Below are 23,194 nucleotides of genomic sequence, written 5' to 3'. Positions count from 1 at the left end.
CACAATATTGCATGGGAACGGGTGTTTGTGTTAATATTTATGACTATAATCCACAAGGTTCACCGGCAGGGTATCGCCAGCGACGTAAGCTTCCAGATTTTTGACGAAAATATCGACTGCTCGATCCGCGTATTGCTCTGTACTTCCTGCGATATGAGGCGTAATTAACACGTTCTCCATGCCCCATAGCGGGTGGTCTGCAGGAAGAGGTTCTTCTTCGAACACATCGAGTGCGGCGAAGGCAACTTGGCCGTTTTGGAGTGCATTCAGCAACGCTTCCGTTTTCACACTGGGGCCACGGCCCACATTGACGAAGCAGGCACCGGATCGGAACTGCTCAAATGCAGTTTGATCATATATATGTTTGGTTTCATCGGTTAGCGGTAAAATGTTAATTACATAATCGCCCTGGCTCAAGGCTTCATGTAAACCGGTCATGTCGTACATTTGGTCCACATTGGGGACATCCTTACCTGAGCGGCGAACTCCGATCGTACGCATGCCGAGGGCTTTGAGAATACGGGCTGTTTCCGTGCCAATCTCACCTACACCAACGATGACCGCTGTTTTGCCATGCAGTTCCGGCAGTGGTTTGGCAGGAGCTTTCCATTCGGCCTGCTGTTGATGCAGCATAGCTTGTCTCAGCCAGCGACTGTGGGATAACATCATGCCCAGAATAATTTCGGTGATTGGAATCGCGTGAACTCCATTTGCACTGGTGACCTGAACGTTCTTTTGTTGCAAATCTGCGAAGGGGAGATTGTCCACACCAGCAGACCAGACCTGAACCCACTTCAACAGGCCGTCCTGTTTCAATGCATGTTCTGTGACGAGTGGGGACCAGCCGAGAATAATCTCAGCTTCTTTCAACTCAGCGGGGTCCAATTCCTTGGCTTTTCCGAATTTCAGGGTGTGTCCCGGTGCAGCTTTCTGAATGCGTTGTTGCTGTTCTTCGGATAGAGATGGAAAACATACAATTTTACCCATAATGTGTGGTCCTCCTGAGATAAATAGTTTGATGAGTTTGATGATTAAAGTGTATCAGATTTGGTGTTGAATGTGCATTAAGGTGGGAAATGCAGGAATCTAGCCTTATTTGCAAATGGTTATATTTGTGTCACTCTATACTTAACCAACTTGAAACGATATGTATAGTTATGAAATAATAGAGCGAACTTTAGAGAGGTGTATGCAATGAATAACCAATCACATCAGGATCATTCATCCCGACGGGAAAGATTGTTTGTAGCAATTCGTCTTCCTGTTGCTGTTCAGCAGTCTCTTCAGATGGATTCGAGGCTTGTACAGAACAAGCTAGATTTTCGTAAATGGACAGATCATAGAGATTATCATATTACCTTGCAATTTCTGGGGGATACATTAGTTAGTGACATCGGGCACCTGCGAAAAGCATTGCGCTCAGCAACAAGCGGATTACAGCCGTTTGAACTTCAGCTTTCCGACTGGGGCACATTTGGACTTGAAGAAGCACCTAAGGTGCTTTGGAGAGGTGTTAGCGGAGAGATAGAGCACTTGTTTTCATTGCAAAAACAAATCGTGCAGGCGACTTCGCCCCTGGGGTATGAAGCTGAATTAAGACCTTATGCTCCCCACATTACCGTCGCCAGAAAATATCTGGGGCAGCTTCCAGGTAATGAAAATAAAGGGATATCTGGAGTGCTTCCGGAACATTCCACAGGTGTTAATTCATGGATGGTAGAGGACATTGTACTTTATGTGACAAGGCTGGGACAATCGCCAATGTATGAGGTCGTGGATACGTTCACTTTTTCCTGATAATCATTTTTATGCCATAAAATCACATTGACATAACGTTTATCCCTATGTAATATTAGCCATCGTTATTCAAATTCTTTTTTTTGGGTTACTTAGTTAAGGGAATTGTTTCGACAGGAGGAATCTTCGAATGAACATTATAAGCAAAAATCGTTGGGTAGCACCGATGTTATCAGTGCTGCTTGTATGTATAGTGGGGGTAAATGTCGTTCAGGCGACGGGGAAGTGGAATGAAGCTAGTGATAGTAAACAGATGACCGAACTTACGGCTTCTGTGCAAAATAACCAAACATCTACGCAAGAAGAGAGGCGCATGATGGAAGATGGGACAAGTCTGTCCTCTAATCTGTCTGCCCAAACCGTAGCGTGGACTGAATCTCTGCCAGCGAAGAACTGGCTTACGACTGCTCAAGAAGAGCAGGAACTGCAAGAAGCCAAGGCCAAGAACAAAGCTAGAGCGGTAGCTGCGGCCAAAGCCAAAAAAGAAGCTGCACTGAAATTGGCCAAAGTGAAACGTGCCAAAGAAGTCGCTGCTGTAACAACTCCCCCCCAAAAACTATACTTTACACGGACCAAACTTCTGAACCAGGAAGACTCGAAACTTGCAACCTGGTCATACAGTGTGTCCGATAAAGAACTGCATCTGCTGCAAAAAATTGTCATGGCAGAAGCGGAAGGTGAACCGTACGAAGGCAAAGTGGCAGTTGCCAATGTTGTCTTAAACCGGCTACGGTCAGCCAATTTTCCCGATACCATTTACAAGGTCATCTATCAGAAATCCCAGTTTAGTCCTGTAGCGAACGGACGTATGAAACGTGTGGTTCCCAACGAGGACAGCATCAAAGCAGTGAATGCTGCGTTGAATGGGAAGAAGGAAGTTGCCGATGATACGTATTATTTTTTATCATTGACGCTTGCCGACGATCTGACAGTTGCTCGCTCGCAGAAAAAAGTAAAAACGATCGGTCATCATACTTTTTACAAGTAATCGACCCGTAAATTCTGCAAACAGGCAGGGTAGTTAACTGTGTGTGCTTCACACGGCCCTTGAAAAAGCCTGAATCGTAGTTTTATTTCGTTATTAAAAAATATCGTTATACTCTAAATTACCCTTTTTTCTGCCAAATCATACGGTGGAATTAGTGAAAATAAAAGAAGGTTCCCTTCCAAAAATTCGGAAGGGAACCTTCTTTGTATATCGTGAGCAATTGTCTTGTCCCCTATAACACCTCGTGAGAGCTGTTCTATAGGTCCGTAGAGGCGTCAGAATGGTATTCTGGTACCTGACAAGGACGTGGCAGTAATTCCGGCTGTGAAGCGCTCCAAGGAGGTTGTTGTGACTTCGGCTGTCGTCGGAAACAATAAGTCATGAACAGCTTGAGCACAGCACTTCGGATCATAGACCGAATGGTTACCTGAATGATGCGCTACGTTCAGCGGGCTTTCAGTTTGAGTAGATGCCTGCTCCACTAGTTGTCTGAAACGATTGGTGATCACGTCGGCAGAGTGAATGACGTGGCCGTATCCGGCTTGTACAAAGTATTCACAGTTCTCTTCCTCTTGACCTGCAATCGGAGGAATGAACAACATCGGTAGACCCTTGGCCAACGCTTCAGTGCATGTCATGCCACCTGGCTTCGTAATCAGCACATCGGATACATCCATCAGTTTGCTTACTTCCCGTGTATATCCCAGAATACGAATATTCGGGTGCTGGAAGCAAGGCATTTCCTTCATTTTTGCGATCATTTTTTCATTGCTTCCTAGACAGAAGACCAATTGAACACGATCTGCCCAAGACGTGAGAGCTTTCATATGATCCTCATCAAACGAAAGTCCCCATCCACCACCCATAAGTAGCGCTGTAGGCATGTTCTGAAGCCCCATCTCTTCCCGTAGCTTCACTTTATCTCCAGCTTCCCAGAAGTCTGGATGCACAGGGATTCCCGTGATCTGAATATGGGAGGGATCTACACCCCGGATTTCAAGCAATGCTTTGACCTGAGGGGTAGAGACCAGATATTTGTTCACTTCCGGATTAATCCATGTTCCGTGCACGTCATAATCCGTCACGACCGTATAGAGCGGGATATTCAGACCCTGGCGTTTGAGCCGGGAGATGACAGCATTCGGAAAAGGATGGGTACAGATCACCGCATCGGGTTTCAGTTGGGATACGACCTGTGCCGTCTGTGTATAGAAAATTCGGTGCAACGCCAGCTTGGTAAAACCATTTAATGATTTATTGTACTGTGTGCGGTACAACAGGCTGACCAGTTTGGGTTGAACCGATAGTGTCTTTCGATATGCAGAGAAAATTAGTGGAGCTACCGTTGGGTTCAAAAATTTGCCTAGTTCAATGACACGACTGTGAACATGTGGACTGACTTTTTTGATGCCATGTGCCAGCGCATGAGCGGCCTGAGTGTGACCGGTACCGAAACCTTCCGATAATAAGAGCACTCTTGGTTTTCGCATGAGTTCACCTTTATTCATAAGTTTTAATTCAAAATGAAGATATTCATTGTTTATTCTAGCTATGGAATGCGTTACTACATGAATATACATTGAAGCACAAAATCATGTTTCTTCTATGAATATTTACACCATATATCATACAATGAGACAACTTAAACTTCATTATATACACGTATTATCTGAGTCATCTTACACTATAGACGACGACAGAAGGAGTTTCCACTGCATTTAGGTTAAAAAATATTAACACAATTTTTAAAATGTTAGGGTTGCAATCTGTTTTCGAAGGTGGTATTGTAGTTTTTGACCGAATGACTGAATTGTATTTCTGGTCATTTATGTAGAGCGATTGAACAATGAATGTGATTAAAGGAGGGATTAGATGGCTCCGATTGACAGGAGACAGCAGGTTATTCATGCAGCAGCCCAGTCGTTTGCCATGTTTGGATACAAAGCAACGACGATGGATCAGGTCGCCAAGATTGCGAACGTTGGCAAAGGAACGATCTATACGTTTTTCACCAATAAGGAACAATTGTTTGATCAGATCCTGGTAGAAGTGATTCAGGAAATGAAGAACATCGCGCATCGTGAAGTACATCAGGAAAGTGCATTTTTCGATAATCTGTTTCGGGTACTGGATGCCTTGTTAGAGTTTCGTCGTGATCACGATCTGCTCGTTAAGTTATCTCAGGAGCTGAAGGACTTTGGAACACTGCAGGCCAAGGAAGGCTTGGACAAGGTGGAGAAAGTAATCTCCGACTTTCTGGCTAAGGAGCTTGAGAAAGCAAAAGACAATGGAGAGATTCGAGATTGTGATCCGCAAGTCGTCGCATTTATGATGATTCGCCTGTATATTGCACTCACCTCAGACTGGAGCAAACAACATCAACCGCTGAGCAAAGAGGAAATTAAGACTTACTTTCGCCTTTTCTTAATGGAAGGAATTGCTGCTGTAACGTAATCCGAATTTAATCTACTATAATATAAGGATTTTCACGCGTATCAAGCAGGGAGGCTTGTCGGAAGACAGGTTGTTTTTTTGTCCTAAAGTGACCGTTTGAGGAAAGTGGTCACTTCGTGTTTCAGTATGTTTTCTGGAATGCGACATTGTATTTCATTATGGTTATTCCTGCTCATGGAGCAGAGAGATTAAGGGGAGAAAATGACATGAAATCTTTATCCGTGTTTTTCAAGGATGTGGGATCGGCCGTGAGAAACCCGAAGGTGTTGATCCCTGTTATTGCAATTATGTTTATACCGATCCTGTATAGTGGCATCTATCTGGCAGCCTATTGGGACCCGTATGGTCATGTGGATGAGATGCCGGTTGCCGTTGTTAATCTGGATAAAGGTGCTGAGCTGGAGGGCAAATCCCTCCATGTAGGTAGTGATCTGGTGGATGAGCTGAAGAAAAATGCCGATTTTAAATGGGATTTTGTCAGTGCCAGTCAAGCCAAAGAAGGCATGAGTAATGACAAATATTATATGCAAATTACGATTCCGGAGAACTTCTCATCTCAGGCAACAACATTGCTGGATGACAAGCCGGAGCCGGCTGATCTGATCTATGAACCGAATGGCAATTACAGTTTTGTTGGTGCACAGATCGGTAAGACCGCTATTAAGGACCTGAAAGCAAAAGTCTCAGCCAAAGTAACGGAATCCTATGCAGAAACATTGCTCGACAAGTTCTCCGAAGTATCGGATGGCTTGGCTGAAGCAGGAGATGGGGCGGGTGAACTGAATACCGGCGCAGGCAAACTGGATGATGGTGCTGTTAAGCTCAAGGATAACCTGGCGAAGCTTGCATCCGGAACGCTTGAACTTCAGGAAGGACTTTCTCCATTAAGTGATGGTGTTAACGCGCTGCACACAGGGGCAACCAAACTTGAAAGTGGAACATCAAATCTTGTATCCGGTCTGCAACAGCTTCAGGCAGCTGCTTCGAGCCAGCTTCAGAGCGGAGCAGATCAGTTGAAGGATGGTAGCGCCAAGTTGGAAACTGGACTCCAGTCTTCACTGGATGGCACAAGTAAGTTGCAGGCTGGCCTGAAATCTTCAGAACAGGGCAGTGCGAAGCTGGCGGATGGTCTGCAAAGTGCAGTTCAGGGCAGCGGTACACTGGCAACAGGCCTGCAATCGGCTGTAGATGGCAGTTCCAAGGTTGCTGATGGTGCACAGGGCGTAGCCGCCGGATTGAAACAGCTTGCTGCATCGAACCCCGAACTGGCTGAAAATGCGGATGTACAGAAGCTGCTTGTGGCAAGTGAGGCTGTTGCTGGCGGCAGTGCACAATTGCATGAGAGCGAGCAGAAGCTGGCACAAGGTGCAGATCAGCTGCATCAGGGTAACCAGCAACTGGCTGCGGGTGCAGCCGAGCTTCATGGAGGTCAGGAGCAACTTCTGGCTGGTGCGAACCAACTGGTGGATGGTCAGAAGCAATTGCTGGCTGGTGCAGGGCAGCTCAGTCAAGGAGGCGCTAAGCTATCCGATGGCCTGAAGCAGTTCAGCGGCAAATTGGGTGATGCTGCAAGTGGCGGTACATTGCTTGCAGATGGTGCCAAGCAGCTGGGCTCAGGAACAACAGCTTTGCAAACGGGTGTAGGTAAACTAAGTGGCGGCGTTAATTCACTAACCGATGGTTCCAAGCAATTGGGTGATGGCGCGGGCAAACTGGCTGACGGCCTTACTGAGCTAAAAGATGGCTCGAGTGAATTGGAAACCAAGCTGAATGATGCCGCACAGAAAACATCCGAAGTTAAGAAAACGGATGATGTAGTGAACATGTTCGCTGAACCTGTAAACTCCTCGGAGAACACAGCAGAGAACGTGAGCAATTATGGTACAGGGTTGACACCGTTCTTCCTGTCGATCGGTCTGTTTGTGGGATCGTTGATTTCCACGATTGTATTGAAAATGCGGGAAACGTCCGTACCTGGTGCAACAGGCTGGAATCGTTTTGTCAGCCGGACACTGGTATTTGGGTCCGTAAGTATTTTCCAATCAGTTATCGTGGCAAGTTTCATGTTATATGGTCTTGGACTGGAGACGCACAGCGTAGGGCTGTTCTATCTGTTTACCATTATTACGGGGCTGACCTTCATGTTGATTGTTCAGGCACTTGTAACCTGGCTGGATCTGCCTGGACGTTATGTTGTCATTCTGCTTCTGGTCTTCCAGCTTGCGGCTAGTGCAGGAACCTTCCCGGTAGAACTGATTCCATCATGGCTTCAGGCATTTAGCCCTTGGTTGCCAATGACACACAGCATTATGGGCTTCAAAGCCGTGGTATCGAGTGGTAATCTGGATGTGATGTGGCATCAGGCAGGTATTCTTAGCATCTATGCAGGTGTATCCATTCTGCTGACGCTTGCTTACTTCCTCTGGAATGGCAGACGTCCGAAAAAAGAAGTCGAACAGGCTGATTCTGGTCAAGTTGTGACGGCATAAGTCGAACCTGATCTTCAGCAGGGTCATATTTTTGAAAAAAAACTTTATTTTCTTGTAGTGAAATTATGCAATATAGTAGTCAAATAGTGCAAATAGCCTGTGACCCCAAAAAGGGGTTGCAGGCTATTTTGTATACAAATGCATAGAGAAGTAAAGTTTCGCTGGCTTAAGCAGTGAAAATTTGGTGGAATTATGGATAAACGTAGGCGGCACATGGAACGATTTTCTTCTGTCAGCAATTTAATTCAGTTGTACTCTGGCTTAAAAAGTGTATAATTATTCGAAAAAGAGATGAATTTAAACGTCACTACTGTAAAGCTGTACTGCAAAACATTTCTTATCAGAGGTATTAAAAAGTTTAAATTGCGCTGATGTTAGGTCGGTGTTAAAATAATAGAACTATATCAAAAAAACGTCGCTCCATTTCAGTAGCCGTGCCAGCGGCTGCGTGTTGATTTATAGAGGCTGTTTGCCGGATCGTCCGGATCAGCTCATCTCATTTAATGGCTTCTGCCCAATAGCAGGCATTATTTTTGACAGTCTCATGCTGTCACCTCTTCTATCTAGCAGGCTCTATCGCAAGCGAAAGGCCAGCTCCTCCCGTTTCATTGTTGCCTGTTGCCTATGTTCTTGATCTTTCCGAAATACTTCATTATAGAAAGGTTGCGTTCCATGAGACACATCGGATTACCTCCAAAACAGGGTCTGTATGACCCGCAGTTCGAAAAAGACGCATGCGGAATGGGTTTTGTTGCCAACATCAAAGGAGTACCTTCACACGATATCGTTAGTCAGGCACTGACCATGCTTAGTAACATGGAACACCGTGGAGGACAGGGAAGTGAGCCGAATTCCGGTGACGGAGCAGGTATCCTGATTCAGATTCCACATCGCTTTTTTGCAGAGGAAGCGAAACGCCTTGGTTTTGCATTGCCTGAACAGGGATTCTATGGCGTAGGGATGTTGTTCCTTTCCCAGGACCCTGCCATTCGCAGTGCGCATGAAGAGAGCCTTAAGAAGATTATTGAAGAAGAAGGTCAGACGTTCCTGGGTTTCCGGGATGTTCCTACTTTTGATGAAATGCTTGGCCGTTCTGCGCTTGCAGCAAAACCTTATGTACGTCAGGTGTTTATTGGAAGATCCGCAGATGTGAAGGATGAGCTTGGATTCGAGCGTAAGCTGTATGTTATTCGCAGACGCGCTGAGCTGGCTATTCGTTATTCGGCAGATGAAGCAGAAGGTGGTTCGTTCTACCTTCCGAGCATGTCTTGCCGCAAAATTGTATATAAAGGCATGCTGACAACTGAACAAGTTGGCGGGTTCTATCTGGATCTGCAGGAAGAACTCGTGGAATCGGCCATTGGACTTGTGCATTCCCGTTTCAGTACCAACACCTTCCCCAGCTGGGAACGTGCCCACCCGTATCGCTTCATGATCCACAACGGTGAGATCAATACGATGCGTGGTAACGTGAACTGGATGCATGCACGGCAATCCTTGTTCGAGAGCGAGTTGTTTGGTAACGACATCGCGAAAGTAAAACCGGTTATCAATCCGGACGGTTCGGATACAGCCATGTTTGATAACACGCTGGAGTTCCTGTATCTGAGTGGTCGTTCCCTGCCACACGTGGCGATGATGATGGTTCCTGAACCTTGGAGCACGGATGAGGGAATGGACCCTGCCAAAAAGGCATTTTATGAGTATCACAGCACAATGATGGAACCTTGGGATGGACCAGCAGCAATGGCCTTCACAGATGGTTTGCAAATTGGTGCAACACTTGACCGTAACGGTTTGCGTCCAGCTCGTTATTATGTAACCAAGGATGACCGTATTATCCTGTCCTCCGAAGTTGGGGTACTTGATATCGCGCCGGAAGAGATCCTGTACAAAGATCGTCTGCGTCCAGGTCGGATGTTGCTTGTGGATACACAAGAAGGCCGCATCATCGCGGATGAGGAAGTAAAAGCAATCATTGCAGCCGAGAATCCGTATCAGGATTGGCTTGATGAGCATTTGATGGATCTGAGCGAGTTGCCGGAAGCACCGGAACTTCCTGATCCAAAACATGATAACGTGACCCAGCTTCAGCTGGCATATGGTTATACATTTGAAGAACTGCGTAAAATCCTGGAGCCCATGGCAACAACAGGTATGGAAGCTACGGGTTCGATGGGGTATGATGCACCACTGGCTGTGCTGTCGGATCGTCCGCAGCGTCTGTACAACTACTTTAAACAGATGTTCGCCCAGGTAACCAACCCGCCAATCGATGCAATCCGTGAAGAGATTGTAACGTCTACGGCAACAACCATTGGTCCTGAGCGTAACTTGCTGAATCCGGAACCGGAGAGCTGTCGCCAGATCCGTCTGGATACACCGGTATTGTCCAATGAAGACTTTGCGAAGATTCGCCATGTGCGTCGCCCAGGCTTCCGCTCCATGACGATTCCAATCTTCTTCACCGCTGCGGAAGGGGCAGAAGGACTTCGCAAAGCGATGGATTTGCTCTTCGAAGCTGCGGATCGTGTCATTGACAAAGGTCATAACATTCTGATCCTGTCTGACCGCGGTGTGGACGCAGAGAATGCTGCCATTCCTGCATTGCTTGCTGTAGCAGGTCTACATCACCATCTGATTCGCCAAGGAACCAGAACCAAAGTCAGCATTATGCTTGAATCGGCAGAACCGCGTGATATTCACCACTACGCGTTGTTGCTGGGTTATGGTGTAAGTGCGGTGAACCCTTATCTGGCCTTTGAAACGCTGGATGACATGATTCAGCAAGGATTGCTGCGTGGTATCTCGCATGAGAAAGCAGTGAAAAACTACATTAAAGCAGCTACCAAAGGCGTTACTAAAGTGTTGTCCAAAATGGGGATTTCTACGATTCAATCGTATCGTGGAGCTCAAATCTTCGAAGCGGTGGGTCTGAAATCAGACTTCGTTGACCGTTACTTTACCTGGACACCTTCCCGTATCGGTGGAATTGGGTTGGAAGAAGTGGCAGCCGAAGCGTTGACACATCATAACCGTGCCTTTACGGAAAAAGACGGTAACGATAAAGTATTGGATTCCGGTGGGGATTATCAATGGCGTAACGATGGAGAAGAGCATCTGTTCAATCCGCAAACCATTCATACCCTGCAACATGCGGTACGCACTGGGGATTACAAGCTGTATAAAAAATATTCCAAGCTCGTGCAAGGTGAGAATGATCAATTGTTGACCATTCGCTCCATGCTGAAGCTGAAACCGGTGGGAGCTTCCATTCCACTCGAAGAAGTTGAATCCGTAGAAGATATCATGCGTCGTTTCAAAACAGGTGCAATGTCCTTCGGTTCGATCAGTAAAGAGGCGCATGAAGATCTTGCCATCGCTATGAACCGTGTTGGAGGTAAATCCAATACCGGTGAAGGTGGAGAAGACCCGGCTCGCTTCATTAAAGATAGCAACGGGGATTCCCGTCGTAGTGCGATTAAACAGGTAGCATCCGGACGTTTTGGTGTTACATCCAACTATTTGGTTAATGCCGATGAGATTCAGATTAAAATGGCACAGGGAGCTAAACCAGGTGAAGGCGGACAGCTGCCAGGACGTAAAGTGTATCCTTGGGTTGCTGAAGTTCGTGGATCAACACCGGGTGTAGGTCTGATCTCGCCACCACCGCATCACGATATCTACTCGATCGAAGATCTGGCAGAGTTGATCTATGACTTGAAAAATGCCAATCCGCGTGCTGAGATTAACGTGAAGCTTGTATCGGAAGTGGGCGTGGGTACCATCGCAGCTGGTGTAGCCAAAGGCCGTGCCGATATTATCCTCGTCAGCGGTTATGACGGTGGTACAGGTGCATCACCGCAAGGTTCGATTCGCCACGCAGGTATGCCTTGGGAACTAGGTCTTGCAGAGACACATCAAACGTTGATGCTGAACAATCTGCGTGATCGTGTTGTCCTCGAAACAGACGGCAAAATGCTTAACGGCCGTGACTTGGCGATTGCTGCCTTGCTTGGAGCAGAAGAGTATGGATTCTCTACGGCACCGCTCGTTGCACTAGGCTGTATCATGATGCGTGTCTGTCAGATGGATACCTGTCCGGTTGGTGTAGCGACACAGAATCCGGAATTGCGTAAAAATTATATGGGTGATCCAGCTCATGTGGTTAACTTCATGCGATTTGTTGCTGAAGATGTGCGTGAGATCATGGCTGATCTTGGTTTCCGTACTATTCAGGAGATGGTCGGACGTACAGATTGCCTCGAAACGGTAGAAGCCGTAGATCACTGGAAGAAAAAAGGTGTGGATCTGTCTGTATTGCTGCACGTGCCTGAAATGCCGGAAGGCTCTGCACGTTACCGTACACAGCATCAGAATCACCAATTGGAAGAAACGCTGGATATGCAACAATTGTTGCCACTGGCACAGTCTGCTATTGAATCCAGTCAACCGGTTGAAGCGGTGCTTCCAATTACAAACGTTAACCGTGCAGTAGGTACCATTTTGGGTAGTGAGATCACACGCAAATATGGACTCGCAGGATTGCCGGAAGATACGGTTAAATTCAAATTTGTCGGCTCTGCCGGACAAAGCTTTGGGGCCTTTGTACCTAAAGGTATGACCTTGACCGTTGAAGGTGATTCCAATGACTACGTAGGTAAAGGATTGTCCGGAGGTAAACTGATCGTGATGCCTTCTCCGAAAGCAACGTTTGAGGCGGAAGATAACATCATTATCGGTAACACGGCTCTCTACGGAGCAACAAGCGGCGAAGCGTATATCCGTGGTATTGCGGGTGAGAGATTTGCTGTACGTAACTCGGGCGCCAAAGTAGTCGTTGAAGGTGTAGGCGACCATGGTTGTGAGTATATGACAGGTGGACGTGTCGTTGTACTGGGCGATACAGGTCGTAACTTTGCAGCAGGGATGTCCGGAGGTATTGCCTATGTGTATGATCCGGAAGGCACATTCCTGAGACGTTGTAATCTGGAAATGGTTCTTTTGGAGCGTATCGAAGATGTGGCCGAAAGTGCAGATCTGCGAGGCATGATTCAACGTCATGTTGCCAATACAGGAAGTGCTGTCGGTCAGCGCGTTCTGGATAACTGGCAAGATGCGCTGAATCAGTTCGTTCGGGTTATTCCGAAGGACTTCAAACGTATGACAGAACAGATCGAACGGATTCAGGCAACAGGTTTGACGGGAGAAGCAGCGCTGCTTGCAGCGTTTGAAGCGAATATGCGTGAACTTGCACGTGCTGGAGGTTAATAACTTCCTTGTTCCAAGGTGGAGTTGCATGAACAGGTTGTATTAAGAATAATAGGAGCAATATGGTTGCCATTCCGGCACCATATTGCTCCTATTTTGCTTTCGACAAAATTAGAACCCCATCAAAAAACGTTATCGCCATGAGACGACAACATCGAGGAACTTTCTCAAGTATAATAAGGCTAGTTTTGGAGGGCAGGGAAAGTATAAAGATAAGAGAGGTTAGCGGAATGAATATGAAGCATCCAAACAGGGACGATCGTAGGCCGACAGGTAAACAAGTCGAAGCAACCCAGATGGACATCATGAAGGTGTTACTGCAATGCGGAATCGACCCGGAGCGTTGGAACCATTTCGTATCCTCCGTCAACAACAAGCGTCCTTGACACAATAGACAAGCATGGAATGAAAAAGAATTAAGACACAAAAAAAGCCCAGAAGCCAGAGAGGTTGTCTCTCGGGAACTGGGTCCTCTTTTCGGGTTTAGTCCATGCTGCGTTCCATTCGGACAAATGCAATAAAACGACGTGCCTCTTCTTCTGTTAAAGACTTCCCATCAATCATCAGATCAAAGCGTTCTAACACTTCTTTGTCCGATAACTCCAAGGTATCCACGAATTCACGTACGTCTTCATCCATCACGACATCACTTTGCTTTGTACGTCCTATAAGATAATCAATAGACACATCAAAGATGTCAGCAAGTCTCGTTAACACTTCGAAATCCGGTTTACGTCGATTCTTCTCGTAGTGGGAGAGAGCAGCTCTTGTAATATGAATGGAGCTCGCAAGTTCTTCTTGAGTAAGTCCCCGCTGTTCCCGTAATTCCGCAATGCGATTTCCGTAGCTCATAAGCTATTTCCCCCTGAACGACATCAAATATATATTGAAACAATCCTGAGCCAAGTGTTTGATCAGGGCAGCTTTCCTGCAAAAGAGTAACTCCTCATGTGTTTCCTTTAACCCATTTCCATTTGTAAATAGGTCTGTCTAAGGACATCTCAAATTGTCGTAAATCAAAAGAACCATGTCCAAATACCGCTTGACATGATACGTATTGTATCGTAAATTGGACGTATGGAGTTACAAAATGTATCATTTGGAATATTTTAAGTATCTCCTGGTTGCCTGGACCATATACCTGTGAGAAGGAAGTGGAGGCAGTCCATGTAGGCTAATCCATTCTAAAGGAATGAAACCATGTATTCAATAATTCAGGAATGGGCTGATATGAAATTAAATGTCCATATGTACATTCGGGAGTTTCACGGGAAAATGGTAGACCGCAAAAGACGCCCTGTTCTGTTACTTGGAATGGACACTCAAGCAATCACCTTCCTGAGCGACCTGAACTTGCCGGTATCATCAGAAATGCTCATTGGTTTGGATGTTGAAGATCATCATGTATGTGTACGACTTCGCGCAAGGTTGCAATGGAAACAGCCCTTCGGAGAGCTCACAATGTATCATTCAAACTTGCATATTCAGCACGAACAGAAACTATATATAACTGGACAGTTAAACACAATGCTTACTGAAGTTCAGTTTCCCACGGTTTCCCGTTTTCAGTATGAAAAGGCAACAGAACAAAAGGCTCTGCAAGAACCCTATCATTACATTGATTTCACCATATAATTCCAAGTCGATTCTTAACATTTTCTGAACAAAACATGTACTTAACGCCATTTTACTATATTTCATAGCGTTATGCATTAGTTCTTTAACACCAAAAGCATTTGCGCAATGAATAAAGGGGCGAGGGGGCTCATACTATTTCAGGAAGTTTGGATATGGTTGAAATGCACTGCCACATATTATCCGGCCTAGATGATGGTCCTGTTCGAATGGAGCAGTCCGTTGCGATGGCTGAGAAGGCGGCAGCCTCAGGAATTACCTCCATTATTGCTACTCCGCATCACCTGAACGGGCAATACAACAATGAACCGATGGTGGTCAATCAGGCCGTGAACCTGCTTCATGCAGAACTTCGCAAACGCAACATTCGCCTGGAGATCCGTCCCGGACAGGAGATCAGGGTGCATGACAACCTGATTGGAGACTTATATGCAGGAAAGTGCTGCACACTCGCCGGAAGTCGTTACATGTTGCTGGAACTACCCTTTGGTCATATTCCCTCACAGTTCCCCAGGATACTGCATGAATTACGAATAGCGGGAATTACCCCTATTATTGCTCATCCGGAACGCAATCGTGTCATTTTGAAGAAGCCAAAGTTGTTGGCTGATTACTTGAGTCAAGGCGGACTATGTCAGCTTACCGCTCAATCTTTCACTGGGCTTTTCGGACGGAAAGTTCGGCAGTGGTGTTTTCATTTTTGCAAAGAAAACGGGTTTCATTTCATTTCATCAGATGCACATGATACGTGCAAAAGGACATTTGCCATAAGTGAAGGAGAGCGGGCCATTGAGCGTCGATTTGGAGCTGAAGCCGTTAAGAGGCTGGCAGAGAATGCGTCGCACATTCTATCGAATTCGTGTCTGGTCACAGAACGCTGGAAACCTCGCAAATGGCTACTGTCCATCTGGTAGTTACATAGGATAGATCACAACGTATAGGAGGAATGAAAGTGGAACTGAAAGGATATTTTCGACTCTTACAAAAGAAACTGTGGTTGATTGTTGCAATTGCTTTGATAGCCGGTGTGGGTGCAGGGGTCAAAAGCATTTTCTTCACCCAGCCCATCTATGAGGCAAGTTCCAAACTGATCGTGAACCAGACCTCTAACGTTCAAGGCCAAGCGATGATGGACTTCAGCATGATTCAAACCAATATCAAACTCATTAACTCATACAGAGAAATTATTAAATCTTCCGCCATTATGGATAAAGTCGCTACCACGTATCCGGACCTAGGCTTAACCTCTGCACAGCTCATGAATAGCACCTCCGTCTCTACAGCCAGCGAATCCCAAGTGATGAGCATAACTGTACAAGGAACTACCTACGAAAAAGCCGCAAAAACGGTCAATGCCATCTCCAACGTGTTCCAATCTCAAATCCCCCTAATCATGAAAATCGATAATGTGGCTATCCTCAGTGAAGCAAAAGTGGATAGTAACGCATCTCCAATCAATATGAAAACCACATTAAGCATCATTGTCAGTCTGTTCGCAGGTCTTGTGCTCGCCATTGCACTTGTATTCCTGATGGATTATCTGGATGACACATTCAAATCCGAAACTGAACTTGAAAAAGAGCTGGGCCTGCCTGTGCTTACCGTGATATCCAAAATGAAAAAAGACGATCTGAAAAATACGAAAAATTACGTATCTCAACAGAAAGTGGGGGATGGCAAATATGTCGCGGCTAACCAATGAAAATAACAGTCTGGTGACCTATTTTAACTCCAAATCTCAGATCTCGGAGGGATACCGTAAATTACGGACGAACATCCAGTTCTCCTCAATCGACAGTCATATCAAAAAAATCATGGTGGCTTCCGCTGAATCCGGCGAAGGCAAGACCACAACCATTAGCAACCTGGCGGTAACCTATGCCCAGGAAGGGAAAAAAGTTCTGCTGATCGATGCGGATCTGCGTAATCCTTCCTTGCACCAGGTGTTTTCCGTACCGAATCATATCGGTCTTAGTAGTGTGCTGTCTAATCAGTACAGTGTGGAAGATGTGCTTAGAGAGAGTTATATCGACAATCTCCAATTATTCACTTCTGGCCCAATTCCGCCGAACCCTTCCGAGATGATTGGTTCCAACCGGATGAAAAGGCTGATTGAGAAGTTAGAGGATCAATATGATGTCATCATGTTTGATACACCGCCGGTGCTCGCGGTAACGGATGCACTCATTGTGAGTTCGCTGTGTGATGGTGTGCTACTGGTCGTGAACTCGGGCAAGGTCAAGAAGGAACTGGTGAAGAAGACCAAGGCTGCTCTGGAGCATGTGAATGCACGAATTCTGGGCGCAATCCTGAACAATATCAAAAACGCTGCAGTTCCGGTGGGCTACGGAGAGAAGTAAACCTTCCATCCAATGCTCCCAAGTAAACAGGTAATGTCTACTGCACCTTTATCACTGTAGGCACTCGGTCATGCTGTGGGTTCAATGAACCTTAGACGTTAATCGTCGAAGGTATGACGTGAGGACGGGTTAGATGCCCTGGTTCAACTTTTATCAAACTAAAAAAAAAGAGGATAGGGTGGTATTTATGAAAAAAGTGAGAAAAGCAATCATTCCTGCAGCTGGACTAGGTACACGATTTTTGCCAGCCACAAAAGCGATGCCCAAAGAAATGCTCCCTATTGTGGACAAACCAACCATACAGTATATCGTTGAGGAAGCCATTGCCTCTGGAATTGAAGACATCATCATCGTAACGGGTAAAGGGAAGCGGGCAATTGAAGATCATTTCGACAACGCTTTTGAATTGGAACATAACTTGCTGGAAAAAGGGAAACTGGGCTTGCTTGAAGAGGTCCGCAAATCTTCTAACGTGGATATCCACTACATAAGACAAAAAGAGGCCAAAGGACTTGGTCATGCTGTCTGGTGTGCACGTAACTTTATCGGTGACGAACCTTTTGCCGTGTTGCTCGGAGATGACATCGTCGTATCGGAAGTTCCATGCACCAAACAATTGATTGATCAATATGATCAGGTTCAACATTCCATTGTTGGCGTACAAACCGTACTTGCTGAACAAACAGACAGATACGGCATTGTAGACCCGCTTCAATCGGATGGCCGTTTGACAGAGGTTCTCAGGTTCGTAGAGAAACCTGCCCAAGGCACAGCGCCTTCCAACCTGGCGATTATGGGGAGATACGTACTGAGTCCAGAGATTTTCGAACATCTGGAGCAACAAGAGATTGGTCAAGGGGGAGAGATTCAATTAACAGATGCGATTCAGCGCTTAAATGAGACACAAGGAGTGTATGCTTACGATTTCGAGGGAGTACGTTATGACGTGGGCGAGAAACTGGGATTCATTTTGACAACCATCGACTTCGCTCTGCAAAAACAGGAACTTAGAATTCCAATGCTGCAAGCTCTGCAACAGATTCTGGAAAAAGAGTCGGTAGAACATGTAGCCGGGGGGGAGTTTGAATGAGTCCATCTCCCCAAACGAAGGAAGCGGAGATCGTTATGGACCCAAGTCTGGGGTACAATGCATCAACGATGTCAGGACAAAATGCGGATAAAGTGTATCTATTTATGAAAAGAATGCTCGATTTGCTGGGTTCTTTCATAGGTTTGATCATTTTGTGCCCCTTGTTTGCGGTCATCGGATTACTGATCAAAATTGAGGCCCCGCAGGGGTCTGTTTTTTTTCGTCAGGTACGGGTCGGACAGAATGGAAAAGAGTTTCATATGTACAAATTCAGGTCCATGGTTGCGAATGCAGAAGATCTGCTGGAACAACTGATTGATCAGAATGAAGTGAACGGGAATATGTTCAAAATGAAGAATGATCCCCGGATTACCCGGATTGGCAAGTTCATTCGGAAAACCAGTCTGGATGAGCTGCCACAGTTGTGGAATGTGTTCAGAGGAGAGATGAGTCTCGTTGGACCCAGACCGGCTCTGCCCAGAGAAGTGAAGAACTACACTTCCTATGACAGACAACGTCTTCAGATGATCCCGGGATGTACGGGATTATGGCAAGTCAGCGGACGAAATAGTGTTGGTTTTGAGGAAATGGTGGAGCTGGATCTGACGTATGCCCGTGAGCGCAGCATGATGGTGGATATCAAAATTATCTTCAGAACGTTCAAGGTGCTGGTAGGTTCGAAGGATGCGTTTTGAAACACGATTCTGGCTTTGAGGTGGCATAGCAGATATGCAAAAGACCGGTATACTTGCTGCATTAAATATGAAGTCGTTTAATATCATTCTTTTTTCGCTGGTAATTGTCTTCGCAGCAATCTATCTTCCGCTAGTCTCGGTTGTTGCACTCATAGCTGTGATTCTGCTGGGCGTTTATATTAAACAGCCCAGCTGGATTTTTATGATTCTCATCGTAAGTTTTTCATTATCCATTGATAAAATATTTAGCATTCATCTGGCAGGACTGGATTCGCTGTCCTTCTACAAGCTGGCGATTCTGGGTTTTGTCGTCTCTCTTTTTCTACGCTTTGGTATTCGCAAAGAGTTGATATATCCTGCACTGGCGATTGGTTTTTTATTTGTGGAGAGTTATTTTCTATCTGATCTGCCCAGTAAGGTTAGTCCGCTCGATCCATTCAAAGCCTTTCTGGGAGTCATTGTTCCTTTTTTGTTGCTGATGCCCCATTTTTCAAGAGAGATCAGTCAACGAATTATACGTGTACTCGCATGGTTGCCGCTGTTCAGTCTTGCTGGTGGTTATATTCTGCAACTCGCCGGCATATTGTCCATTACTAACCTGGAGATGTCGGGAGTAACCCGGTTACAGGGAGCTAACATCGCCGCGCATCTGGCCATGTTGTGTTTTATCTCTATCTGCGTCTGTCTGATTCAGATCAAGCAAGGGCATCAGGTTGTTCTGTATTACATGCTTACCTTGACACATCTGGTCATTCTGGTCCAGACGGGAACAAGGGGGCCACTTATTGCGCTTATACCGATTATTCTGGTCTATCTTTTTGATCAACTAAAAGCCTTCATCAAAGGCAGAGTCAGTGCCATTATTCCTCTCATTCTGTTTGTTGTCGCTGTGGCCTATATGGTGATTGCGCAGTGGGACAATTATGAGATGAGGTCAGAGAGCAAAGGCTTGTCGGGAAGGGATGTAGCCTGGAATTATTTTATTGGCAAAGCAAATGAGTATCCGATATTTGGACGTGGACTCGGCTCAACTCTTGTAGCGAATGATGGAAGTATCTTTTCCGGCTTCGTTGTTCCGCATAATGAATACATTCGTTTTTATTATGATGGCGGGTTAGTTGGAGCCATCCTGTTGTTTCTATCGCTGCTGCTGGTGTTTCGGGCTGTTTACTTCCGATTGGGCGGCATGATACGGTTGTATTTTGCCGGTATGATTATCGGTTTCCTGACCTATTCCTTTTTTGACAATACCCTGTCCACGGTTCATCTGATTGCTCCATTCTGTATCTTCCTGAACGCGTTATATGCTACGGGAAATGGAGTTCATTCCAAGTCAGGGGCTGAAGCAGAATTGGATATACAGATACAGCGAGCCAAGGACGTATCCTTTTCAAAGGAGATTAGAACATGAAGGTCTGTTTGATCAGTTCTACAGGCGGTCATTTTGATGAATTAACCAAAATTATTCCTGCGGTTGAAGAACATGATTATTTCCTGATTACCGAGAAGAATAAAAGCAGAAAAGTAGAATCGTCTCAGGGCAAAGTATACTTCTTAATGCAGCAAGAGCGTAAAAATGCGATGTTCTTGCTAATCTTTGTGGCTAATATTATCAAATCGTTCTTTCTATATCTGCGTGAGCGTCCAAAGGTGATCATTACAACAGGGGCGGGAGCCACATATCCTTTTTGCCTTATCGGTAAAATCTTCGGCGCCAAGCTGATCTACATCGAAAGTTATGCCAAAATCTATTCCTCCAGCGCAACCGGGAGATTGATGTACAAAATCTCGGATGAGTTCTTCATCCAATGGGAAACGTTGCAGGATAGCTATCCCAATGCGAAGTACAGGGGGGCTTTATTTTGATATTTGCTATCGTTGGAACCCAGCGTTTTCCCTTCAATCGGATGTTTGAGCTTATTGATGAGGCGATTGAGGCAGGAATTATTGAAGAAGAGGTTGTTGCCCAATCCGGATATACCGAGTATCAGCCGCGAAATTTCACTATGATTCCTTTCCTCACGCAGGAAGAGATGAATGAATATGTGGAGCGCAGCAGATGCATTATTTCTCATGCGGGTGTTGGCTCCATTACAAATTGTCTTGAACGCGGCAAGCCCGTTATTGTCATTCCACGCCGGAAAGAATGGGGTGAGCATGTGGACGACCATCAGCTTGAAATCTCCAAAGTTTTTCAAGATAACGGCTATGTGGCCGTCGCGGAGAGTCGGGCTGAATTGCAAAAGTTGGTTCCTTGTATAGAGGAGCTGACGTTCCAGCCTTATGTGAGAAAACAGTCTGATCTGATCTCATCCATTAAAAAGTACGTGAATAGTCTGTAAGAGGTATGAAGATTAACCATGAAAAAAAGGAGTCTATCATGAAACCAAAAGTATTGGTTGTTGGATCATCCTTGAAGGATATGGGCGGAATTGTGAGTGTCATCAAAAACATTGAGGATTCCTCCATCTCGGAAATGTATGCCATGCAGCGGGTCGAAACGTATATCACGGGCAGCGTGTTATCACGGCTGCTTATTTTTATACGGGGATTCATGCAATTCTGGATGAAGCTGTACACGTTTAAGCCGGATATCGTTCATATTCATATGGCAAACAACGGGAGCTTTTATCGGAAGTCTATATTTCTGCTAACCGCACGAAAGTTGTTTCGAAAGTCAGTTATTCTGCATATTCATGCGGCCAGCTTTGATGATTTCTACAATCAATTTGCTCTGCAGCGCAAGTATTGTCACTACATTCTGAATCAGGCAGACAAGTTGATTGTCTTGTCCCAGACGTGGAAAGAATACTTTGCTACGATTGTGCCGGAGACAGCCATTGAGGTTCTTTATAACGGGGTCTTTGTCAAAGAACCGTTTGTAAGAGAACAACAAACAGCCGTTAATGCTCTCTTCATGGGCAGACTGGGTGAGCGAAAAGGAGTCTACGATCTGCTTCAGTCCATTCAGCAATTGAAGGCGCTGGGCGTTACAGCTACCTTTAATCTGGCAGGGGATGGCGAAGTCGAAGAAGTCAAAGCAATCGTGCAGCAGTATGGAATAGAGGATCGTGTCAATGTACTCGGCTGGATTAACGGAGAGCAAAAGGAAAAGCTGATGCGGGAAGCGGATCTACTGGTCCTGCCTTCTTATCATGAGGGATTACCTATGGCCATACTTGAAGCAATGAATTGTGGCTTGCCCATTATATCGACCACCGTCGGAGGCATCCCCGAAGTGATTACATCCGGTCATAATGGGCTGTTAATCGAGCCGGGAGATGTGCACGGGCTGACATCAGCGCTGGAATATCTCATCACGGATGAAGAGGTTAGAGCAAGAATGGGTTCACATAACAGAGAGATTATATCGGATAAGTTCGATATGAATCTTCTCGTGGGCAGATTATCAGGAATATATGATGCACTTCAAGTGAAGGTATCCTAGTGAACAGGAAAAGGTGATGAAATGAACCCCTTGGTATCTTGCATCATTACGACCCATAACCGGGCCGATTTATTGAAAAATGCGTTGAGAAGTGTACGTGAGCAAACACATCCGTATCTGGAGATTTTCATTGTGGATGATGGTTCAGAAGATCAGACGCCAGAGATCTGTCAGGCTTGGACCCGGGAAGATTCACGGATTCGGTACATCCGGGTTCCATATCCCAAAGGAGCCAACCATGCACGGAATGTAGGGATATCCCAAGCCAATGGCAAGTACATTGCCTTCCTGGATGATGATGATGAATGGATGCCTGACAAAATAAAAACCCAGGCGGAAGTGCTGGAGCGTACACAGGAATCATTCACCTTTTGCAGCAAGTATCTCGCATACACGAATGAGCAGCATCAGGTGGTCAAACGGAAATTGTCGGTGGAACCTCGCGATGTTATTCGGTATGAGGATCTACTTACATTCAACTGGATCGGGGAAACGTCCAAAATCATGGTACTTACCTCACTGGCCCGTGAAGTTCGATTTGATGAAAATCTGACATCCGCTCAGGATTATGATTTTTATCTGCGTATATTGAAACGAGGCTACATCGCCGTGAATGTGAAAGAACCGCTGGTGGATATTAACATCCATAGTGGTCCACGAATTTCAACCTCTACAACGGCCAAGTACAAGGGCCAACGCAAGATTATTTTGAAATACTACAATGACATGTCCAAGGAACAGAAGCGCCGTCAGTTACACCATTATCGAATGCTCGAATGGTCGAGAAATACAGTTCGCAATAACGTTTATTTGAAAAAAGCACTGTCGCTGTACCCTTGGTGGAAAGATTGGGTGCTGCTCAAGCGTAATACCAAAATTATGATGCAAGGATTTCTAATGAGATTTCATGCAAGGCGCGCAGTTGGAACGTATACAGAGGAACCTGTGCGAATGAAACTAAAGTAAG

General features: G+C 45.8%; 20 protein-coding genes. 17 read left to right on the top strand and 3 right to left on the bottom strand.

Translation table 11 applies throughout. The annotated features are described in order from the left end of the window. Positions 1–30: 30 nt before the first annotated feature. Entirely contained in the window at positions 31–987 is a 957-nt protein-coding gene (locus MKY28_RS19550) for a D-2-hydroxyacid dehydrogenase (protein ID WP_340936697.1), read from the bottom strand. A 207-nt stretch (positions 988–1,194) separates the two neighbouring features. Between MKY28_RS19550 and thpR the strand changes: the two genes are divergently transcribed. Continuing rightward, positions 1,195–1,797 (top strand): RNA 2',3'-cyclic phosphodiesterase, encoded by a 603-nt coding sequence (thpR, locus tag MKY28_RS19545; RefSeq protein ID WP_340936696.1) that lies wholly within the window; start codon positions 1,195–1,197, stop codon positions 1,795–1,797. A 130-nt stretch (positions 1,798–1,927) separates the two neighbouring features. Then, a complete protein-coding gene (locus tag MKY28_RS19540) occupies positions 1,928–2,785 on the top strand; it encodes a cell wall hydrolase (protein ID WP_036611353.1) in 858 nt (285 codons plus the stop codon). A gap of 275 nt (positions 2,786–3,060) precedes the next feature. Here the strand turns inward: MKY28_RS19540 and MKY28_RS19535 are convergent, their stop codons facing one another. Next, complete coding sequence (locus MKY28_RS19535) at positions 3,061–4,275, bottom strand: UDP-N-acetylglucosamine--LPS N-acetylglucosamine transferase (protein WP_047841963.1); 1,215 nt, start codon at positions 4,273–4,275, stop codon at positions 3,061–3,063. Between the two features lie 382 nt (positions 4,276–4,657). On the opposite strand from MKY28_RS19535, the gene MKY28_RS19530 reads away from it, so the two are divergent. From MKY28_RS19530 to MKY28_RS19515, 4 genes are all read left to right on the top strand, one after another. Then, positions 4,658–5,239 (top strand): TetR/AcrR family transcriptional regulator, encoded by a 582-nt coding sequence (locus MKY28_RS19530; RefSeq protein WP_036611349.1) that lies wholly within the window; start codon positions 4,658–4,660, stop codon positions 5,237–5,239. Between the two features lie 206 nt (positions 5,240–5,445). Then, on the top strand, positions 5,446–7,728 hold the full coding sequence (locus tag MKY28_RS19525) for a YhgE/Pip domain-containing protein (RefSeq protein WP_036669208.1): 2,283 nt from the start codon (positions 5,446–5,448) through the stop codon (positions 7,726–7,728). A 672-nt stretch (positions 7,729–8,400) separates the two neighbouring features. After that, on the top strand, positions 8,401–12,999 hold the full coding sequence (gene gltB / locus MKY28_RS19520) for a glutamate synthase large subunit (RefSeq protein ID WP_340936694.1): 4,599 nt from the start codon (positions 8,401–8,403) through the stop codon (positions 12,997–12,999). Positions 13,000–13,229: 230 nt separating this feature from the next. Further along, positions 13,230–13,385, top strand: a complete 156-nt coding sequence (locus MKY28_RS19515) for a hypothetical protein (protein ID WP_017690128.1) — start codon at positions 13,230–13,232, stop codon at positions 13,383–13,385. Between the two features lie 97 nt (positions 13,386–13,482). Here the strand turns inward: MKY28_RS19515 and MKY28_RS19510 are convergent, their stop codons facing one another. Further along, positions 13,483–13,851 (bottom strand): helix-turn-helix domain-containing protein, encoded by a 369-nt coding sequence (locus MKY28_RS19510; RefSeq protein WP_047841965.1) that lies wholly within the window; start codon positions 13,849–13,851, stop codon positions 13,483–13,485. Between the two features lie 378 nt (positions 13,852–14,229). On the opposite strand from MKY28_RS19510, the gene MKY28_RS19505 reads away from it, so the two are divergent. From MKY28_RS19505 to MKY28_RS19455, 11 genes are all read left to right on the top strand, one after another. After that, complete coding sequence (locus MKY28_RS19505) at positions 14,230–14,634, top strand: hypothetical protein (RefSeq protein WP_338707983.1); 405 nt, start codon at positions 14,230–14,232, stop codon at positions 14,632–14,634. A gap of 155 nt (positions 14,635–14,789) precedes the next feature. Beyond that, positions 14,790–15,548 carry a tyrosine-protein phosphatase gene (locus tag MKY28_RS19500; protein WP_036611338.1) on the top strand — a complete coding sequence of 253 codons (759 nt, stop codon included), beginning with the start codon at positions 14,790–14,792 and terminating at the stop codon, positions 15,546–15,548. 38 nt (positions 15,549–15,586) lie between these two features. Then, on the top strand, positions 15,587–16,336 hold the full coding sequence (locus MKY28_RS19495; RefSeq protein ID WP_036611336.1) for a YveK family protein: 750 nt from the start codon (positions 15,587–15,589) through the stop codon (positions 16,334–16,336). Further along, positions 16,317–16,994 carry a CpsD/CapB family tyrosine-protein kinase gene (locus tag MKY28_RS19490; protein ID WP_036611333.1) on the top strand — a complete coding sequence of 226 codons (678 nt, stop codon included), beginning with the start codon at positions 16,317–16,319 and terminating at the stop codon, positions 16,992–16,994. Before MKY28_RS19495 ends, MKY28_RS19490 begins: the two co-directional genes overlap by 20 nt. A 187-nt stretch (positions 16,995–17,181) precedes the next feature. Next, on the top strand, positions 17,182–18,084 hold the full coding sequence (gene galU, locus MKY28_RS19485) for a UTP--glucose-1-phosphate uridylyltransferase GalU (protein WP_036611572.1): 903 nt from the start codon (positions 17,182–17,184) through the stop codon (positions 18,082–18,084). Further along, positions 18,081–18,779, top strand: coding sequence for a sugar transferase (locus MKY28_RS19480; RefSeq protein ID WP_036668903.1), 699 nt, complete (start codon positions 18,081–18,083; stop codon positions 18,777–18,779). Before galU ends, MKY28_RS19480 begins: the two co-directional genes overlap by 4 nt. A 34-nt stretch (positions 18,780–18,813) precedes the next feature. After that, positions 18,814–20,190, top strand: coding sequence for an O-antigen ligase family protein (locus MKY28_RS19475; protein ID WP_340936693.1), 1,377 nt, complete (start codon positions 18,814–18,816; stop codon positions 20,188–20,190). Continuing rightward, positions 20,187–20,645, top strand: a complete 459-nt coding sequence (gene pssD / locus MKY28_RS19470; RefSeq protein ID WP_036668906.1) for a PssD/Cps14F family polysaccharide biosynthesis glycosyltransferase — start codon at positions 20,187–20,189, stop codon at positions 20,643–20,645. The genes MKY28_RS19475 and pssD overlap by 4 nt, the downstream gene beginning before the upstream one ends. Then, positions 20,642–21,121: a PssE/Cps14G family polysaccharide biosynthesis glycosyltransferase gene (gene pssE / locus MKY28_RS19465; RefSeq protein WP_340936692.1), complete on the top strand. Its 480-nt coding sequence runs from the start codon at positions 20,642–20,644 to the stop codon at positions 21,119–21,121. The genes pssD and pssE overlap by 4 nt, the downstream gene beginning before the upstream one ends. Before the next feature lie 38 nt (positions 21,122–21,159). Then, the gene (locus tag MKY28_RS19460; protein WP_340936691.1) at positions 21,160–22,227 is read left to right on the top strand and encodes a glycosyltransferase family 4 protein; all 1,068 of its coding nucleotides are present in this window, start codon (positions 21,160–21,162) and stop codon (positions 22,225–22,227) included. Between the two features lie 21 nt (positions 22,228–22,248). Further along, positions 22,249–23,193 (top strand): glycosyltransferase family 2 protein, encoded by a 945-nt coding sequence (locus MKY28_RS19455; RefSeq protein ID WP_051449615.1) that lies wholly within the window; start codon positions 22,249–22,251, stop codon positions 23,191–23,193. Position 23,194 lies beyond the last annotated feature (1 nt).

Origin of the sequence: Paenibacillus sp. FSL R5-0473, assembly GCF_038004565.1 — a bacterium.
GTDB classification, from domain to species: Bacteria; Bacillota; Bacilli; order Paenibacillales; family Paenibacillaceae; genus Paenibacillus; species Paenibacillus amylolyticus.
The sequence above is the reverse complement of the archived record's forward strand: the minus strand, read 5'-3'. Positions and strand labels throughout refer to the sequence as shown.

Excerpts from the sequence above, each read along its gene's own strand:
- MKY28_RS19550 (WP_340936697.1), bottom strand. The coding sequence starts at position 987 with ATGGGTAAAATTGTATGTTTTCCATCTCTATCCGAAGAACAGCAACAA.
- thpR (WP_340936696.1), top strand. The coding sequence starts at position 1,195 with ATGAATAACCAATCACATCAGGATCATTCATCCCGACGGGAAAGATTG.
- MKY28_RS19540 (WP_036611353.1), top strand. The coding sequence starts at position 1,928 with ATGAACATTATAAGCAAAAATCGTTGGGTAGCACCGATGTTATCAGTG.
- MKY28_RS19535 (WP_047841963.1), bottom strand. The coding sequence starts at position 4,275 with ATGCGAAAACCAAGAGTGCTCTTATTATCGGAAGGTTTCGGTACCGGT.
- MKY28_RS19530 (WP_036611349.1), top strand. The coding sequence starts at position 4,658 with ATGGCTCCGATTGACAGGAGACAGCAGGTTATTCATGCAGCAGCCCAG.
- MKY28_RS19525 (WP_036669208.1), top strand. The coding sequence starts at position 5,446 with ATGAAATCTTTATCCGTGTTTTTCAAGGATGTGGGATCGGCCGTGAGA.
- gltB (WP_340936694.1), top strand. The coding sequence starts at position 8,401 with ATGAGACACATCGGATTACCTCCAAAACAGGGTCTGTATGACCCGCAG.
- MKY28_RS19515 (WP_017690128.1), top strand. The coding sequence starts at position 13,230 with ATGAATATGAAGCATCCAAACAGGGACGATCGTAGGCCGACAGGTAAA.
- MKY28_RS19510 (WP_047841965.1), bottom strand. The coding sequence starts at position 13,851 with ATGAGCTACGGAAATCGCATTGCGGAATTACGGGAACAGCGGGGACTT.
- MKY28_RS19505 (WP_338707983.1), top strand. The coding sequence starts at position 14,230 with ATGAAATTAAATGTCCATATGTACATTCGGGAGTTTCACGGGAAAATG.
- MKY28_RS19500 (WP_036611338.1), top strand. The coding sequence starts at position 14,790 with ATGGTTGAAATGCACTGCCACATATTATCCGGCCTAGATGATGGTCCT.
- MKY28_RS19490 (WP_036611333.1), top strand. The coding sequence starts at position 16,317 with ATGTCGCGGCTAACCAATGAAAATAACAGTCTGGTGACCTATTTTAAC.
- galU (WP_036611572.1), top strand. The coding sequence starts at position 17,182 with ATGAAAAAAGTGAGAAAAGCAATCATTCCTGCAGCTGGACTAGGTACA.
- MKY28_RS19480 (WP_036668903.1), top strand. The coding sequence starts at position 18,081 with ATGAGTCCATCTCCCCAAACGAAGGAAGCGGAGATCGTTATGGACCCA.
- MKY28_RS19475 (WP_340936693.1), top strand. The coding sequence starts at position 18,814 with ATGCAAAAGACCGGTATACTTGCTGCATTAAATATGAAGTCGTTTAAT.
- pssD (WP_036668906.1), top strand. The coding sequence starts at position 20,187 with ATGAAGGTCTGTTTGATCAGTTCTACAGGCGGTCATTTTGATGAATTA.
- MKY28_RS19460 (WP_340936691.1), top strand. The coding sequence starts at position 21,160 with ATGAAACCAAAAGTATTGGTTGTTGGATCATCCTTGAAGGATATGGGC.
- MKY28_RS19455 (WP_051449615.1), top strand. The coding sequence starts at position 22,249 with ATGAACCCCTTGGTATCTTGCATCATTACGACCCATAACCGGGCCGAT.